The organism is Afifella sp. IM 167 (assembly GCF_020144925.1).
GTDB lineage: Bacteria > Pseudomonadota > Alphaproteobacteria > Rhizobiales > Afifellaceae > Afifella.
This window is the reverse complement of the sequence record NZ_NSLC01000009.1, coordinates 167,836-183,289: the sequence shown is the minus strand read 5'-3', so window position 1 is coordinate 183,289 and position 15,454 is coordinate 167,836. Positions and strand designations below refer to the sequence as shown.

Below are 15,454 nucleotides of genomic sequence, written 5' to 3'. Positions count from 1 at the left end.
AAGCTGAGGCATGAGCATGGAAGCGCACGAGGCGGCGCGAAGCCCCCAACTTCAGGCGCTGACGATACCGAACATGCTGACCTTCGGGCGCATCGCTGCGGCTCCGCTCGTTGGCGCGACCTTTTTCATCCCGGGCAATGCCGGACCGTGGATCGCCTTCACGATCTTCGTCATTGCCTCCATCACCGACTATTTCGACGGCTATCTGGCCCGCATCTGGGAGCAGCAATCGGCGCTCGGGCGCATGCTCGATCCGATCGCCGACAAGCTTCTCGTCGCGGTCTCGATCCTCATCCTCGTCGCCGACGGGATGCTGGCCGGCTGGTCGATCTGGGCGGGCATCATCATCCTGATGCGCGAGATGCTGGTCTCGGGGCTGCGGGAGTTCCTCGCCGATCTCAGGGTCAGCGTGCCGGTGACGAAGCTCGCCAAATGGAAGACGACGCTGCAGCTCGTCGCCATCGCCGCGCTGCTCATCGCCCCCGCCCTGCAGGGCGCCAAGAGCGGCTTCATCATCAACACCGGCCTTGCCTTCTTCTGGGTCGCGGCGATCGTCACGCTCTATACGGGCTACGACTATTTCCGCGCCGGCCTGAAGCACCTCGTCGCCGAGTGAGCCGCCCCATGAGCCTCGACCTTCGCTATTTCGCCTGGGTGCGCGAGCGTGTCGGCACCGCCGAAGAAACCGTCGAGCCGCCTGCCGGGGTGACGACCATCGGCGAGCTGATCGCCTGGCTCGCGAGGCGCGACGAAGGCTATGCGGCGGCCTTCGAGGTCCCGGAGGTGATCCGCACCGCCCGCGACCACGAGCATGTGGAGCACGACGCGCCGATCGAAGGGGCGCGGGAGATCGCGTTCTTTCCCCCGATGACGGGCGGCTGAAGCCGCCCTTTGGCCTCCCATGACAGGCGGCTAAAGCCGCGCTTCGCTCTTCCATGACGAGCGGCCGGGGCCGCTCTGAGGGCCCCCCCATGACGGGCGGCCGAGCCGCCCTCTAGCCTCGGATGACGGGCGGCCGAGCCGAAACGGTCGGCTGTGGCGGGAGCTGGCCGCAGGCGCTAAGACATCGATTCATGTCGCCGACAATCCGAATCCGCATCCAGGCCGAAGTCTTTGACACCGAATCGGAAACCGCCCTCCTCACCGAAGGGCGCAGGGATGTCGGCGCGAGCGTCGCCTTCACCGGCTGGTGCCGCGACGAGGGCGGAACGCTGAAGGCGCTGACGCTGGAGCACTATCCCGGCATGGCGGAGGCCGAAATCACCCGCATCGCCGAGGAGGCCGCAAGGCGCTGGGAGCTTTCCGGCATCACCGCCATCCACCGGCACGGGCGCATCCTGCCGGGCGAAAAGATCGTGCTCGTCGTCGCCGCAGCGCGCCACCGGCAGGCCGCCTTCGAGGCCGCTTCCTTCCTGATGGATTATCTGAAGACCCGGGCGCCCTTCTGGAAGAAGGAAGAGCGCATCGACGGCACCGAAGGTGGCTGGGTCGAAGCGAAGGAGAGCGACGACGCGGCGGCGGAGAGGTGGGAGAACGGGGAGAGCTCGGAATGATCGGGAACGAGCAGATCAAGCTGACGGCGACCTGGATCAACGGCCTTTCCATCGCGACCTTCGCGGCGGCGGTCTCGCTCCGATTGTTTCCGAGCTGTATAAAAGCGAGGCAGGAGGTTCTAGCGCGCCGGTCCTCGTCATCAGCTTCGTTTGCTTCGCCGTGGCGGGGGCACTAAATTATTCAGGAAGGCTAGTTCTCAAAGGGATGAAGCCATGACGATCATGAGCTACATCGCGCTCCTGATGATGCCCGCAGCGGCTTTGATACTGGCGGGTGGGGCTCTCTACCTCACAAGGCACGAGCGGGAAGCGACCCCGGCGAAGCACCGGCGGAAATGAAAAAGGGCGCCGAAGCGCCCTTCCCTATTTTCTCGACGTGAAGCGCGGGTTCAGCCGGAAGCGGCCATCTTCTCCGGCGCCTCGCTCGCCGGCATGACGGCGATGAGATAATCCTTGAACATCGTCTCGCAGATCTCGCCCGGCGTGAAACGGTAGGGCCCGATCTCGGAGACCGGGGTCACTTCCGCCGCCGTGCCGGTGATGAAGCACTCCGAAAAGCCCTCCATCTCCTCCGGCATGATGCGCCGCTCGACCACTTCGTAGCCGCGGGCGCGGGCGAGGTCGATCGCCGTGCGCCGGGTGATGCCATCCAGGAAGCAGTCGGCGATCGGCGTGTGGATGACGCCGTCCTTGACGAAGAAGATGTTGGCGCCCGTGCATTCCGCCACCCGGCCCTGCCAATCCAGCATCATCGCATCGGCGTAGCCCTTGGCCTCGGCCGCATGCTTGGAGATGGTGCAGATCATGTAGAGCCCGGCCGCCTTCGACTTCACCGGTGCGGTCGCCGGATCGGGCCGGCGATAGGCGGCGATGTCGAGGCGGATGCCCTTCAGCCGCTCCTCCGGATCGAAATAGGAAGGCCACTGCCAGGCTGCGATGGCCACATTGATGCGGTTCTTCTGGGCCGAGACGCCCATCATCTCGCTGCCGCGCCATGCGACCGGACGCAGGTAGGCGTCGCTGAAGCCGTTGATCTTCAGAAGCTCGCGCTTGGCCTCCTCGATCTCGTCGACCGAATAGGGAAGCTTGAAATCAAGGACCCGCGCCGATTCGTGCAGGCGCTCGGTATGCGCCCGGCTCTTGAAGATGACACCGCCATAAGCCCGCTCGCCCTCGAAGACCGAGCTGCCGTAGTGCAGGCCGTGGGTCAGTACGTGCACCTTCGCCTCGGCCCAATCGACGAATTCGCCGTTGAACCAGATCTTGCCTGTCATCTTGTCGAAGGGAACGCCTGCCATGTTCATCTCCTGCCCGTTGCGCTGCGATTGCTTTCGGCCGAGCATCTTGTAAGGTCTTGGGCGGCAACGGAGCGCTTGTGTCGCGAGCCTCAAGCCTCGCACTGAGACCCATACCCGAACCGACCAGCTTGCGTAACTATCGCCGAAAAATATGTCAATATGGCTGACATAATTTCCCATCCGCGTGGCCGCGTCACCGCAGCACGGGAGCGGGCGCAGGCGCAAGACGCCGAGCCCGTACCCGCGAGCGGCAGCGAGGCCGACGATATCATCGAGCTGCTCTTCTTCGCCTATCGCGACTTCATTTCCGATCCGGACGCGATCCTCGCCGATTTCGGCTTCGGCCGGGCGCACCACCGGGTGCTGCATTTCGTCGACCGGCATCCGGGCATGCGCGTCGCCGACCTCCTGGAGATCCTGAAGATCACCAAGCAGAGCCTCGGCCGCGTCCTCAAGCAGCTGATCGACAGCGGCTTCGTGGAGCAGCAGCCCGGCGCGCTCGACCGGCGCGAGCGGCTCCTCTTCACCACCGCCCAGGGGGGCGAACTCGCCGCCCGCCTGCGCGAGCCACAATCTCGCCGGATCAATGACGCACTGGCCGGGCTCAGCCTGGAGGCGCGCCGGCAGGTCGCCGGCTTCCTCCTCGCCATGGTCAACGAGACCGAGCGGGAGGACGTCGCCGGGCGGGTCTACGAAAACGAAAGGCCGAGGCCATGAACCTTGCCGCCGAGATCGGACCGGCGAGCCTGCCGGACGATGCTCCGCACCTGCTCGTCATCGACGACGACAGCCGTATCCGCTCGCTCCTGTCGCGCTTCCTGAAGACCGGCGGCTATCGCGTCACCGTCGCTTCTTCCGCCGCGGAAGCGCGGCGCCATCTGGCCGGCATGTCCTTCGACCTCCTCGTCGTCGACGTCATGATGCCGGGCGAGAACGGCATGGAGCTCGTCGCGAGTCTCAGAAAGACCGACGACGTGCCGATCCTGATGCTGACGGCGCGCTCGGAGGCCGAATCGCGCGTCCGCGGCCTGGAGATCGGCGCGGACGATTATCTCGCCAAGCCGTTCGAGCCGCGCGAGCTGCTGCTTCGGATCAGCAACATCCTGAAGCGGGGCTCGCCGCCGCCGGTGCGCGAGATGGAATTCGTGCGCTTCGGGCCCTTCACCTTCCAGCTGGAGCGCGCCGAACTGAAGCGCGGCGTCGATCCCGTGCGCCTCACCGACCGCGAGCGCGAGATGCTGACAGCCTTCGCCCGCCGGCCGGGCGAGACGGTGCCGCGCCACGAGCTTCTCTCGGCCTCCGATGCCAGCGGGGAGCGGACCGTGGACGTGCAGGTCAACCGGCTGAGGCGCAAGATCGAAGCCGATCCCTCCAATCCCGTGCACCTGCAGACCGTCAGAGGCATCGGCTACCGGCTCCTGGTCGACTGACGGATCCGAATGGCGGAGCCGAAGCTCCCAAAGTGGGCGAATGGCGCCGTTTCATCGCTCCGCAGGCGGGGCGGCGAGCTGCGCGGCTTCGTCTCCAGCCCGCAGATGCGACGCCTCCGCCGGCGGCTGAAGCGCATCCGGCCGCTCTTCGGGCTCAGCGATCAGCTGATGCGGCGCATGCCGAAGGGCCTCTTCGCACGCTCCATCCTGATCGTCGTCACGCCGATCGTCATCCTGCAGGCGATCGTCGCCTACGTCTTCATGGAGCGGCACTGGGCGCTCGTCACCGAGCGCCTGTCGGCCGCGCTCGTTTCCGACATCGCGGCGATCATCGCCGTCATCGAGCGCTACCCGCACGAGCCGAATTTTCAGGACGTGACGCGACTTTCGGCCGACACTTTCGGGCTGACAGTGTCGATCTTGCCCGCGGGGCCCCTGCCCCCGCCGGCGCCGAAGCCGTTCTTCTCGCTGCTCGACCGCACGCTGTCGGAAAAGATCACCACCCAGATCCGCCGGCCGTTCTGGATCGACACGGTGGGCAATTCGGACCTTGTCGAAATCCGCATCAAGCTCGATGACGGCACGCTGCGCGTCTTCGCCCCGCGCCGGCGGGCCTATGCCTCCAACTCGCATATCTTCCTCGTCTGGATGGTCGGCAGCGCGCTCATCCTTCTGGCCATCGCGCTCCTGTTCCTCAGGAACCAGATCCGGCCGATCGTGGCGCTCGCCAATGCCGCCGACAGTTTCGGCAAGGGCCGTCCGGTGGACAACTTCCGGCCGCGCGGGGCGCGCGAGGTGCGCCAGGCCAGCCAGGCCTTCCTCGACATGCGCGAGCGCATCGAGCGGCAGATCGAGCAGCGCACGACGATGCTGTCGGGCGTCTCGCACGATCTCAGAACCATCCTGACGCGCTTCCGCCTGGAGCTCGAACTTTTGCCCGACAGCGAGGAGACGCGGGCGATGCGCACCGACATCGCCGAAATGAGCCTGATGCTGGAGGATTATCTCGCCTTCGCGCGCGGCGACACCGGCGAGGAGACGGAGGAAGTCGACCTGCCCTCTCTGCTGGAAGCGCTAGCGGAGAACACGCGCCGCAATGGCGACGAGGTCCTGCTCAGCTTTTCCGGGGAGCCGGAGATCCGGGTGCGGCCGACTGCGCTCATGCGGTGCCTGTCGAACCTTCTCACCAACGCCGCCAAATACGCCGACCGGGTGGAGATGAGAGCCGTGCACCACAGTGGGATCCTGGAGATCACCATCGACGATGACGGCCCGGGCATCCGCGACGAGGACAAGGAGGCGGTCTTCCGCCCCTTCTACCGGCTGGACGATGCGCGCAACGTCGATGTCGCCGGCACGGGCCTCGGTCTCGCCATCGCCCGCGACATCGCTCGCAGCCATGGCGGCGACATCGCGCTCGCCGACAGCCCGCTCGGCGGGCTGAGGGCGATCGTGACGATCCCGGCGTAGCCAGCAGCTTTCTAGAACAGCCGTCCGCCGATCGGGACGTCGAGATCCGGGCGCAGGAGCACCACCTCCCCCGCCTCGTCCGGGACGCCGAGCGTCAGCACCTCCGACATCATCGGGCCGATCTGGCGGGGCGGGAAGTTGACGACGGCGAGCACCCGCCGGCCGACGAGCTCTTCCGGCTGGTAATGCCGGGTGATCTGGGCGGAGGATGTCTTCGTGCCGATCTTTTCGCCGAAATCGATGACGAGCCGGATCGCCGGCTTGCGCGCCTCGGGAAAGGGCGCGGCCTCTACCACCTGCCCGACGCGGATGTCGACCTTCAGGAAATCGTCGAAGGAAATCTGCGGCGTCTCAGTCATTGGGGCCATAGACCCCGGCCGCACGCGGACCCTCTTCCCGTCCGGGAGGCGGGGCCTGATGCGCGTCGTGCCTTGAGCGGGCGCGCCGCCTTCCCGGCAGGAAGCTCGCCAGCCGGTCGAGACGGATGACAGCACGCTCGCCGCCGCGCAGCTCCTTGTCGAGCGCGGCCATGGTGCGCGCAAGGCCGGGATCCTCGTCCTTCAGCCAGGTGCGCATGACGCGCGCGAAGATGAACGCAAGGCCCTGCGCCCGCACCAGCCCCGAGGGACCGGCGACGCGGATGCCCGCCGCGTTCAGCATCCAGGCCATGGAGTTGACCAGCTGGCGGTTGAGCTCGGCGGCAAAGAGCGGATCGCGCCGCGCCGCGTGGCCGATACCTGCGATCGCCGCCTTATGGGGCGTCAGGATCTCCAGTCGCGAGAAGAGAATGTCGAAGAGCCGCTCGCGCATGCTCTCCTCGGCCATGTCGGGATCGATCGCTTCCAGCACGGCGCGGTCGGTGCGGCGCATGAAGTCGGCGAGGATATCGGCGCGCCCGTCATAGGCCTCGCGCAACTGGGTCAGCGAAACGCCGGCCGCCTCGGCGATATCGGCAAGGGCGACGTTCTCCCAGTCTCGCTCGGCGGCGAGCTTGAGGGCGGCGTCGATGATCTTCTCTCGGGTCTTGGCTGTGGCCATCACGGTGCTCCTTCGGGCCCATAGATAGGTGCGCATTCGGGCCGGCAATAGCCGGCAAGGCGCCGAATCCGCGCCCGCAGGCGCTCAGCCGAGCTCCTCGGAGCGCTTCTTCGCCGCCGCCACGGCCCGGCGCAAGAGGTCGGGCATGCCGCCCTCGCCCATCAGCACTTCCAATGCGGCCTGCGTGGTGCCGCCCGGCGAGGTGACGTTCTCGCGCAGCTTCGAGGCGGAGAGCTGGCTCGCAGCCAGAAGCGCCCCGCCGCCGATGACGGTCTGGCGGGCAAGCCGGGCGGCAAGCTCCGGCGGCAAGCCGGCCGATTCGCCGGCGGCGGCCATCGCCTCCACGAGATGGAAGACATAGGCGGGGCCGGAACCGGAGAGCGCCGTGACGGCGTCCATCAGGCCCTCATCCTCGGCCCAGGCGATTTCGCCGGTCGCCAGCATCATCTCCTCGACAAGGGCGCGATCCTCGTCCGTCACGGACGCATTGCCGACCGCGACCGCCATGCCGGCGCCAACCTGGCTCGGCGTATTGGGCATGACGCGCACGATGGGCGCGGAAGCCCCGAGCCCCCGGCCGAGCCGCTCGAGGCGGATGCCCGCGGCGACGGAGAGAAACAGCGTGCCGGAGCCGGCAAGGCCGGCGAGCGCCGGCAGGACGGTGTCCATCTGCTGCGGCTTGACCGCGATCACGACGACGCGGGGCGCCTCGGCAAGATCGGTGGCCTTCTCTGCAAAGACGACGCCCCGATCTTGAAGCTCGGCGCGCCGCTCGCCGGGCAGGCCCGGATCGAAGACGGAGACCTTTTCGCCGGGAAGGCCAGCATCGAGCCAGGCATCCAGCATGGCTCCGCCCATCCGGCCCGCCCCGACGAGGACGAGGCCGCCCGTTTCAGCGAGGCTCATCCTACGCCTCGCCGAGCGTTTCGAAGAGCACCTGGGCGAGCGATTCCTCCGGCGACTTGCCCGCCCACATGACGAACTGGAACGCCTGATAGTAACGCTCGCAGGCCTCGACGGCTGCGCTCACCATGCCTTCCAGCTGCGCGGAATTCACTTCCGCACCGTCGGAGAGAAGCAGCGCGCTGCGGTACATGATGACGCCCTCGGCCTGCCAGAGATCGAAATGGCCGATCCAGAGCTGCTCATTGATGAGGGCGAGCAGACGCATGACCTCGGTCTTGCGCCGGTCCGTGACGCGGAAGTCGAAGGCGGCCGCAAGATGAAGCGCTTCCAGCTCCCCCATCCAGGAGATGGAAATGTTGTAGTCGCAAAAACTGCCGGTAAGGGAGACGGTGATCTCGTCCTCACCGGAACGGTCGAAGGTCCAGTCGCGGCTCGTGGCGATCTGTTCCACCAGATCGACGAGGCCTTCTGCAGCTGCGGTCGGAAAATCGAGCAGGCTCATGAATAGCCCTCGTATCTCTCGGGGTTGCTAGGCAGTGACGGTGAATTGGTCCTGTTAAGAATCGGCAACTCCTTACGAGCTGAGCGTTAGGTTCGCGGATGTCGTTTTCATGACGCCGCGAATCTCTTTCGATTCCAAATATATAACAGGAGGGGGGCGGCGAAAGCCGGCGAGAGGCAAGTGTCCGGTTTTCCACGGCTCTCGCCGAACGCGCCAAAAAGCCGTGACGGGCCAGTCGTGTAACCGGCGCGCGAAGGCCGGCGCAGAGACGCGCCGGCAGCTCTCGTAAGGGGAAACTGTGCGTGCGGCGGGGCTCAGTCGCCCGATACGGGGCGATCCTCGTCGGCGGCAAGGCGCGCCTCGAGCGCCGCGATTCGCTGCTCGAGCGCCTCGTTCTCGGCGCGCGCCTTCAGCGCCATGTCGCGGACGATGTCGAATTCCTCGCGCTGCACCATGTCGAGCTCCGACATGAAACGCTCCAGCTGCGAGCGCACCGCCGTCTCCGCCTCGCGGCGCACACCCTGCGCGACACCCGCCGCGTCCGTCATCAGCTTGGCGAATTCGTCCATCAGGCGGTTGTTGGTCTGCGTCATGGGGGTCCCTTCCGGTGGCCGGCGGATTGTCATCTGGGCGACGCGCGGCGGCCCTTTTCCGATTCCTGATATAAGCAAGCGCCATGCACCCGCAAGCGCAGCTTCGGTCGCGGGGACGGCAAAGGCCTCTTCGGGCGGCCGGAGGGCGGCGCCCACAAAGTCGCCACCAAGCTGCGGTTGACCCTGCCTTCGATCCGGAGCAAGGGTCCGCCGCCCGCCAAGAGCTCCTCCAACCACCGGCCAAGGCTCCATGAACCTTCTAGTCCTGCCCTTCCCGCAGATCGACCCGGTCGCCCTGTCGGTCGGTCCCGTGGAGGTCCGCTGGTACGGGCTCGCGTATTTCGTCGGCATCCTGATCGGCTGGTGGTATGCGCGCCGGCTGGTGCGCAACGGCCGGCTTTGGCAGGGCGGCAGCGCGCCGATCAGCATCGTCGACCTCGACGATTTCGTCCTTTGGGGCACGCTCGGCATCATTCTCGGCGGGCGGCTCGGCTATGCGATGTTCTACGAGCCGGGCCACTATATCGACGATCCGATGGCTTTCCTGCGCCTGTGGGAAGGCGGCATGTCGTTCCATGGCGGGCTTACCGGCATCGTCGTCGCGATGATCGCCTTTTCGCTGAAGCGCGGCTTCAACGCCTTGTCGCTCTTCGACGTCATCGCCGCCGCCGTGCCGTTCGGCCTTTTCTTCGGGCGTCTTGCCAACTTCATCAACGGCGAACTCTACGGGCGCATCGCCTATGTTCCCTGGGCGATGGTCTTTCCCAATGGCGGGCCGCTGCCGCGCCATCCGAGCCAGCTCTATGAAGCCGCGCTGGAGGGGCTGCTCATGTTCCTCATCCTGCGCCTCCTCACCCACCACTTCCGGAGCCTGCGCATGCCCGGCCTCACCGGCGGCACGTTCCTCGCCCTTTACGGCTGCTTCCGCATCTTCGCCGAATTCTTCCGCCAGCCGGACCCGCAGCTGGGCTTCATCGCTTCCTTCCTGACCATGGGCATGATTCTTTCCGTCCCGATGATTCTGATCGGCCTCGGCGGCGTCTTCTGGGCGCTGGCGCACCGCAGGCGCGATGAAGGACAGGATGAAGGACAGGGAGCGTGACGATGGACGCGGTCAACGAGACACAGAGCGGGCTCGCCGGAACGCTGAAGACAATCATCCGCACCAATGGGCCGATGAACATCGCCGCCTGGATGGCGCATTGCCTCGCCGATCCCGAGCGCGGCTATTATCGCAGCGGCGAGCCGATCGGCGCGGCGGGCGATTTCATCACCGCGCCCGAGGTCAGCCAGATGTTCGGCGAGATCGTCGGCGCATGGCTGATCGACCTTTGGCAGCAGCAGGGCTCGCCCAAGCGCCTCAACCTCGTCGAGCTCGGACCTGGCCGCGGCACGCTGATGGCCGACATCTTGCGCGTCGCCAAGCTCGATGCGGATTTCAGCGCCGCCGTCAGCGTCCACATGGTCGAGACCGGCACGGCGCTCCGGAAGGCGCAGGAGGCGGCGCTCGCGCCCTTTTCCTGCCCCAAGGACTGGCACGAGAGCCTTGCGAGCGTGCCGGACGGACCTTTCTATCTCATAGCCAACGAATTCTTCGACGCCCTGCCCGTGCGCCAGTTCGTCCGCCAGGACGGCAGCTGGGCGGAGCGGATGATCGGCCTCGACGCTGCGGGCGACTTCACCTTCGGCTTCGGCCCCGGCCGGCCGGAAAGGGCCCCGGAGGGCGCCGCCCATGGCGACGTCTTCGAAGAGCGTCCGGCCGCCCTGCCCGTGATGGACGCGCTTTCGAGCCGCATTGCCCGGAATGGCGGGGCGGCGCTCATCGTCGATTACGGCCATGCCGAAACCGGCTTCGGCGACACGCTGCAGGCGGTCTCGCACCACCGTTACGCCGACCCCCTCAAGGATCCGGGCGAGGTCGACCTTACCGCCCATGTGGATTTCGCCGCGCTCGCGGACGCAGCCGAAGCGGGCGGGGCTGCCGTGCACGGGCCGATGTGCCAGGGCGAGTTTCTTCTGCGCCTCGGCCTTGGCGAACGCGCCGAACGGCTCGGCTTCGGCCGCAGCGAGGCGGAGCAGGCGGCGCTGCGCAGCGACGTCATCCGCCTCGCCTCTCCCGACGAGATGGGCACGCTCTTCAAGGTGCTGGCCGTGACGCCGCCCGGCCTCCAGCCGCCGCCCTTTCATGAAGGATCGTGAGCGCATGAGCCGGGACACGTCCCTTGACGGGCGGCCGCCCGCGGCCTCTACCAGCGCCATGGCACCCGTTCCCATCACGGCCGAGGCGCTGGCGCTCTCCGGCATCCGCCACGCCTTCTTCACCCGCGAAGGCGGCGTTTCGGACGGCATCTACGCCAGCCTCAATACAGGCCTCGGCTCGGAGGATCGGCGCGAGGCCGTGCTGGAGAACCGCGCCCGCGCCTGCCGGCATCTCGGAGCGCCGGACGAGGCGCTCGCCACGCCCCACCAGGTGCACAGCGCCGACTGCTTCGCCGTGACCGAGGCCTGGGCGCCCGGCAAGGGACCGCGCGGCGACGCGCTGGCGACCGACCGGCCCGGCATCGTCATCGGGATCGGCACCGCCGATTGCGGGCCAATCCTCTTCGCCGATCCGCAGGCGCGGGTCGTCGGCGCCGCCCATGCCGGCTGGAAGGGCGCGCTGACGGGCGTTCTGGAATCGACGCTCGCCGCCATGGAGGCGCTCGGCGCCAGGCGGGAGGCGATCACCGCCGTCCTCGGCCCGACGATCTCGGCAAAGAACTACGAGGTCGGGGCCGAATTCGTCGAACGCTTCGACAAGGAGGCGCCAGGCAGCGCCCGCTTCTTCGCGCCATCGAAGCGCGAGGGGCATTCCATGTTCGATCTGCCGGCTTTCATCGTGGCGCGGCTTCAGGCGGCGGGGGTCGGGCTGGCCGTCAATCTCGACCTTTGCACCTATGCCGAGGAAGAGCTCTTCTTCTCCTATCGCCGGGCGACGCATCGCGGCGAGCCGGATTACGGCCGGCTCCTGTCGGCGATCTCGCTCGCCTGAGCCATGCGCCAGACGAGTGACAGGAACCGGGCCGGCCGTGGTGGATTTTGCGCCGGCCTGCCGCTAAGACGCCCCTCTCCAACGAGCTGACATCATGCGTTCCCTCCTTCCCGCCATCCTCGCCGCTTTCCTCGCGCTCACGCTCGCCGCCTGCACGCCGGGGCTCAAGCCCGCCGGATCGGGGACGGGCGCGACACGGATGGTGGCGGGCGAGACCAAAATCGCCTTCGCGCCTCTCACCGGCCCGCCGCAGCAGGTCGCCGACCGGCTCGCCGTCATCGTGGCGCGCGACGCGGCCGCGCGCGGCATGAACCTCGCCGATTTCCGCGAGCGCGGCTCGAGCTATACGCTCAAGGGCTACCTCTCGGCCGTCGACGACGACGGGGGCACGCTTCTCGTCTATGTCTGGGACGTCCTTTCGCCGGACCTGAAGCGCCTCAACCGCATCAGCGGAAAGATCAAGGTTGGGGCGAGCGCGTCCGACGCCTGGAGCGTGGTCGACGACGCTGCGCTTGCGAGCCTTTCCTCCGAAACGCTCGACAAGCTTGCCGCATGGCTTTCTTCCGGTTGATCGGCGCACAGAGTTCGCTATACGCCAAGCCTGTCGCTGCGGCATTCGTCCGCCGCGGCGTTGTACGGCCCAGCCAAAAGGGTCGCCAAGTTGTCTGAAGGGGCTTCCAGCCGATGAAGATCGTCGCCGGCAATTCCAACCGAAGCCTCGCCCAGCAGATCGCCTCCTATCTCGACATCGAACTCGCCAAATGCGCCGTAAGGCGTTTTGCCGACCAGGAAATTTTCGTCGAGATCCAGGAGAATGTGCGCGGCGAGGATGTCTTCGCGGTCCAGTCGACCAGTTTCCCGGCGAACGACAACCTGATGGAACTCCTCATCATCATCGACGCGCTGCGCCGCGCCTCGGCGCGCCGCATTACCGCGGTGATCCCCTATTACGGCTATGCCCGCCAGGACCGCAAACCGGCGGCGCGCACGCCGATCTCGGCCAAGCTCGTCGCCAACCTGATCGCCCATGCCGGCGCCGACCGCGTGCTGACGCTCGACCTGCATGCCGGGCAGATCCAGGGCTTCTTCGACATCCCGACGGACAACCTCTATTCCGCGCCGGTCTTCACGCGCGACGTCAAGGAGCATTACGAGCTCGACAACGTCATGGTCGTATCGCCCGATGTGGGCGGCGTGGTGCGCGCAAGGGCCATCGCCAAGCGCATCGACGCGCCGCTCGCCATCGTCGACAAGCGCCGCGAGCGGCCGGGCGAATCGGAAGTCATGAACATCATCGGCGACGTGAAGGGCCGCGACTGCATCCTCGTCGACGACATCGTCGATTCCGGCGGCACGCTGTGCAACGCCGCCGATGCGCTGCTCGCCAAGGGCGCCACCTCGGTGACGGCCTACATCACCCACGGCGTGCTTTCCGGCGGCGCGGTGGCGCGCATCACCGCCTCGCAGATGAAGGAACTGGTGATCACCGATTCCATCGAGCCGACCAGCGCCGTCACCGGCGCCCACAATATCCGCGTCGTCTCCATCGCCGCCCTTCTTGGCGAGGCGATCAACCGCACGGCACTGGAAAAGTCCGTCTCCAGCCTGTTCGACTGAGCCCCGCCGTCTTCGGTCGGACCGTCCCCCTCACTTCACCACGATACGTCCGAGCATCCCGGCCTCGCGATGGCCGGGGATGAGGCAGGCATATTCGAAGGTTCCCGGCTCGGTGAAGCGCCAGGCGAGCGTCTTCGTCCCGCCCGGCTGGAGCCTGGCGGCGTTCGGATCTGCGTGCGTCATGTCGGGATCGGCTTCCATCTCCTGTGCGTGATGCCGGTTCGTTTCGGCCGTGCCGATGACGAATTCATGCTCCAGGACGCCCTCGTTGCGGAGATCGAAGCGGACCTCACTCCCCCGCGCCACCTCGACATGGTCCGGTGCGTAGAACATGCCCTGATCGTTTTCGGAGAGCACGATCTCGATGCGTCGGCCCTTGGCACCGACGGTGCCCGGCACGCCATACGGCGTCTCCGCCTCATGACCGTGGCCGGATTCGGCGGCGTGCATCCCGCTTTCGTCGTGCATCCCGCTCTGGTCGTGCATCATTGCACCCTCGTCGTGCATCATCTGGCCCTGACCGTGCATTCCGTCTGCGGCGGCAAGAGAGGCAAAAGACAGCCCTCCAACGGCGAGCGCGAGAACCGCGAACCTGCTCATCGGCTTCTCCTTCGCGCCGGCAGGGCCCGCCCCTTGCGAGAGCTTCCCGGCGGCGACATTCGGTGGCGGCTGGATTGCGCGCCTTCGCCCGTGTCGTCCTTCCAGTAGCTGGAATGTCAAGCGCGTTCCGGCCGCCGCCCAAAACCGCGCCCGCCTTGAAGCTCCCGTCATGCAGATGGGATACCGAGAGAAAGGGTGACGAGGCGGAGCGGATGCGGGACGAAGCGGCGGCGAGAGACGGTAACCCCCTCGAGGTGTTCTTCGTCTTCCTGATCAGGGGCCTCACCTCCTTCGGGGGCCCCGTCGCCCATCTCGGCTATTATCGCGAGGCCTTCGTCGACAGCCGCAAATGGCTGAGCGACGCGGCCTATGCCGACCTCATCGCGCTCTGCCAGTTCCTGCCGGGCCCGGCCTCCAGCCAGGTGGGGATGGCGATCGGCCTGATGCGCGCCGGCTACGCCGGCATGCTCGCCGCCTTCATCGGCTTCACGCTACCCTCAGCGGTGCTGATGTATGGCTTCGCCGAGGCCTACGGCTATCTCTCGCCCGTTCTCGGCTCCGGCTGGATCTCCGGCCTCAAGGCGGCCGCCGTCGCGGTCGTGGCGCTCGCCCTCATCGGCATGGCGAAAAGCCTGACGCCCGACCTTCCCCGCATCGCCATCGCCGTCGTCGGGGCCGCGCTGGTGCTCGCCTTCCCGACGCCCTGGACGCAGCTCGGCGTCATCGCGCTTGGCGCCATCGCCGGCCCGTTCCTGGTGCAGCACGCGGCGGTCGAGGGGCGCGGGGCGGAAGCGGCCATCGACACCCCGGTCACAAGGCGGCTCGGGGTGGCCGCCTTCGCCCTCTTCCTCGCGCTGCTTTTCGCCGCTTTTGCCTTGCGGGGCGATGGCGGCGGGCTCGGGCTTGCGGCGCATTTCTACCATGCCGGCTCACTCGTCTTCGGCGGGGGCCATGTCGTCCTGCCGCTCTTGGAGACGGAGATCGTCGATCCGGGGCTCGTCGGCCGCGACGCCTTCCTCGCCGGCTACGGGGCGGCGCAGGCGCTGCCCGGCCCGCTCTTTGCCTTCTCGGCCTATCTCGGCGCCCTGGCGCCAACTTCGCTCGGCAGTCTCGGCGGGGCCTTCGTCGCGCTCGCTGCGATCTTCCTGCCGGGCGCCCTCCTCCTCCTCGCCGCCCTTCCCTTCTGGCGCGAGCTGCAGCATGCGCCGCGGGCCCGCAAGGCGCTTGCCGGCGTCAACGCGGCGGTGGTCGGCATCCTCGCGGCGGCGCTCTGGGACCCCGTCATCACCTCCGGCATCACCTCCGCCGGCGCCGCCGTGATCGCGCTCGCCGCCTTCGCGGCGCTGCGGTTCGCACGCCTGCCGGCCTGGGCCGTGGTGGCCTGCGCGGCCGCGCTCGGCTACGTCCTTTTGTGAG

At 67.3% G+C, this 15,454-nt stretch carries 20 protein-coding genes; 13 read left to right on the top strand and 7 right to left on the bottom strand.

The window, feature by feature from the left end:
* Positions 1 to 16: 16 nt before the first annotated feature.
* The 4 genes from pgsA to CLD20_RS20275 all read left to right on the top strand — a co-directional run bounded on the left by pgsA (position 17) and on the right by CLD20_RS20275 (position 1,892).
* A complete protein-coding gene (gene pgsA / locus CLD20_RS16725) occupies positions 17 to 616 on the top strand; it encodes a CDP-diacylglycerol--glycerol-3-phosphate 3-phosphatidyltransferase (protein ID WP_224407837.1) in 600 nt (199 codons plus the stop codon).
* A gap of 8 nt (positions 617 to 624) precedes the next feature.
* On the top strand, positions 625 to 882 hold the full coding sequence (gene moaD / locus CLD20_RS16720; protein WP_224407800.1) for a molybdopterin converting factor subunit 1: 258 nt from the start codon (positions 625 to 627) through the stop codon (positions 880 to 882).
* 191 nt (positions 883 to 1,073) lie between these two features.
* A complete protein-coding gene (locus CLD20_RS16715) occupies positions 1,074 to 1,553 on the top strand; it encodes a molybdenum cofactor biosynthesis protein MoaE (protein WP_224407799.1) in 480 nt (159 codons plus the stop codon).
* Positions 1,554 to 1,766: 213 nt separating this feature from the next.
* Positions 1,767 to 1,892, top strand: coding sequence for a hypothetical protein (locus CLD20_RS20275; RefSeq protein WP_255599947.1), 126 nt, complete (start codon positions 1,767 to 1,769; stop codon positions 1,890 to 1,892).
* A gap of 50 nt (positions 1,893 to 1,942) precedes the next feature.
* On the opposite strand, the gene CLD20_RS16710 is transcribed toward CLD20_RS20275, so the two are convergent.
* Positions 1,943 to 2,851, bottom strand: coding sequence for a branched-chain amino acid aminotransferase (locus tag CLD20_RS16710; protein ID WP_224407798.1), 909 nt, complete (start codon positions 2,849 to 2,851; stop codon positions 1,943 to 1,945).
* A gap of 159 nt (positions 2,852 to 3,010) precedes the next feature.
* Between CLD20_RS16710 and CLD20_RS16705 the strand changes: the two genes are divergently transcribed.
* From CLD20_RS16705 to CLD20_RS16695, 3 genes are all read left to right on the top strand, one after another.
* Complete coding sequence (locus tag CLD20_RS16705; RefSeq protein WP_224407797.1) at positions 3,011 to 3,568, top strand: MarR family winged helix-turn-helix transcriptional regulator; 558 nt, start codon at positions 3,011 to 3,013, stop codon at positions 3,566 to 3,568.
* A complete protein-coding gene (locus CLD20_RS16700) occupies positions 3,565 to 4,281 on the top strand; it encodes a response regulator (protein ID WP_224407796.1) in 717 nt (238 codons plus the stop codon). The genes CLD20_RS16705 and CLD20_RS16700 overlap by 4 nt, the downstream gene beginning before the upstream one ends.
* A gap of 105 nt (positions 4,282 to 4,386) precedes the next feature.
* Positions 4,387 to 5,751 carry an ATP-binding protein gene (locus CLD20_RS16695; RefSeq protein ID WP_370636926.1) on the top strand — a complete coding sequence of 455 codons (1,365 nt, stop codon included), beginning with the start codon at positions 4,387 to 4,389 and terminating at the stop codon, positions 5,749 to 5,751.
* Between the two features lie 11 nt (positions 5,752 to 5,762).
* Here CLD20_RS16695 and CLD20_RS16690 read toward each other — a convergent pair whose 3' ends face one another.
* The 5 genes from CLD20_RS16690 to CLD20_RS16670 all read right to left on the bottom strand — a co-directional run bounded on the left by CLD20_RS16690 (position 5,763) and on the right by CLD20_RS16670 (position 8,790).
* On the bottom strand, positions 5,763 to 6,110 hold the full coding sequence (locus CLD20_RS16690; RefSeq protein WP_224407795.1) for a tRNA-binding protein: 348 nt from the start codon (positions 6,108 to 6,110) through the stop codon (positions 5,763 to 5,765).
* On the bottom strand, positions 6,103 to 6,789 hold the full coding sequence (locus CLD20_RS16685; protein ID WP_224407794.1) for a TetR family transcriptional regulator: 687 nt from the start codon (positions 6,787 to 6,789) through the stop codon (positions 6,103 to 6,105). The genes CLD20_RS16690 and CLD20_RS16685 overlap by 8 nt, the downstream gene beginning before the upstream one ends.
* An 84-nt stretch (positions 6,790 to 6,873) precedes the next feature.
* A complete protein-coding gene (gene proC / locus CLD20_RS16680; RefSeq protein ID WP_224407793.1) occupies positions 6,874 to 7,695 on the bottom strand; it encodes a pyrroline-5-carboxylate reductase in 822 nt (273 codons plus the stop codon).
* 1 nt (position 7,696) lies between these two features.
* Complete coding sequence (locus tag CLD20_RS16675) at positions 7,697 to 8,197, bottom strand: YbjN domain-containing protein (protein WP_224407792.1); 501 nt, start codon at positions 8,195 to 8,197, stop codon at positions 7,697 to 7,699.
* Between the two features lie 314 nt (positions 8,198 to 8,511).
* Positions 8,512 to 8,790 carry an accessory factor UbiK family protein gene (locus CLD20_RS16670; RefSeq protein WP_224407791.1) on the bottom strand — a complete coding sequence of 93 codons (279 nt, stop codon included), beginning with the start codon at positions 8,788 to 8,790 and terminating at the stop codon, positions 8,512 to 8,514.
* 250 nt (positions 8,791 to 9,040) lie between these two features.
* Here CLD20_RS16670 and lgt point away from each other — a divergent pair, with 250 nt between their 5' ends.
* The 5 genes from lgt to CLD20_RS16645 all read left to right on the top strand — a co-directional run bounded on the left by lgt (position 9,041) and on the right by CLD20_RS16645 (position 13,438).
* Complete coding sequence (lgt, locus tag CLD20_RS16665) at positions 9,041 to 9,892, top strand: prolipoprotein diacylglyceryl transferase (protein ID WP_224407790.1); 852 nt, start codon at positions 9,041 to 9,043, stop codon at positions 9,890 to 9,892.
* A 2-nt stretch (positions 9,893 to 9,894) separates the two neighbouring features.
* Positions 9,895 to 10,989, top strand: a complete 1,095-nt coding sequence (locus CLD20_RS16660) for a class I SAM-dependent methyltransferase (protein ID WP_224407789.1) — start codon at positions 9,895 to 9,897, stop codon at positions 10,987 to 10,989.
* A gap of 58 nt (positions 10,990 to 11,047) precedes the next feature.
* Entirely contained in the window at positions 11,048 to 11,821 is a 774-nt protein-coding gene (pgeF, locus tag CLD20_RS16655; RefSeq protein ID WP_224407835.1) for a peptidoglycan editing factor PgeF, read from the top strand.
* Between the two features lie 94 nt (positions 11,822 to 11,915).
* Positions 11,916 to 12,392, top strand: a complete 477-nt coding sequence (locus tag CLD20_RS16650; RefSeq protein ID WP_224407788.1) for a hypothetical protein — start codon at positions 11,916 to 11,918, stop codon at positions 12,390 to 12,392.
* A 113-nt stretch (positions 12,393 to 12,505) separates the two neighbouring features.
* On the top strand, positions 12,506 to 13,438 hold the full coding sequence (locus tag CLD20_RS16645; RefSeq protein ID WP_224407787.1) for a ribose-phosphate pyrophosphokinase: 933 nt from the start codon (positions 12,506 to 12,508) through the stop codon (positions 13,436 to 13,438).
* A 30-nt stretch (positions 13,439 to 13,468) separates the two neighbouring features.
* Here CLD20_RS16645 and CLD20_RS16640 read toward each other — a convergent pair whose 3' ends face one another.
* On the bottom strand, positions 13,469 to 14,038 hold the full coding sequence (locus CLD20_RS16640) for a plastocyanin/azurin family copper-binding protein (protein ID WP_224407786.1): 570 nt from the start codon (positions 14,036 to 14,038) through the stop codon (positions 13,469 to 13,471).
* Positions 14,039 to 14,250: 212 nt separating this feature from the next.
* On the opposite strand from CLD20_RS16640, the gene chrA reads away from it, so the two are divergent.
* Positions 14,251 to 15,453 carry a chromate efflux transporter gene (gene chrA / locus CLD20_RS16635; RefSeq protein WP_224407785.1) on the top strand — a complete coding sequence of 401 codons (1,203 nt, stop codon included), beginning with the start codon at positions 14,251 to 14,253 and terminating at the stop codon, positions 15,451 to 15,453.
* Position 15,454: the final 1 nt, after the last annotated feature.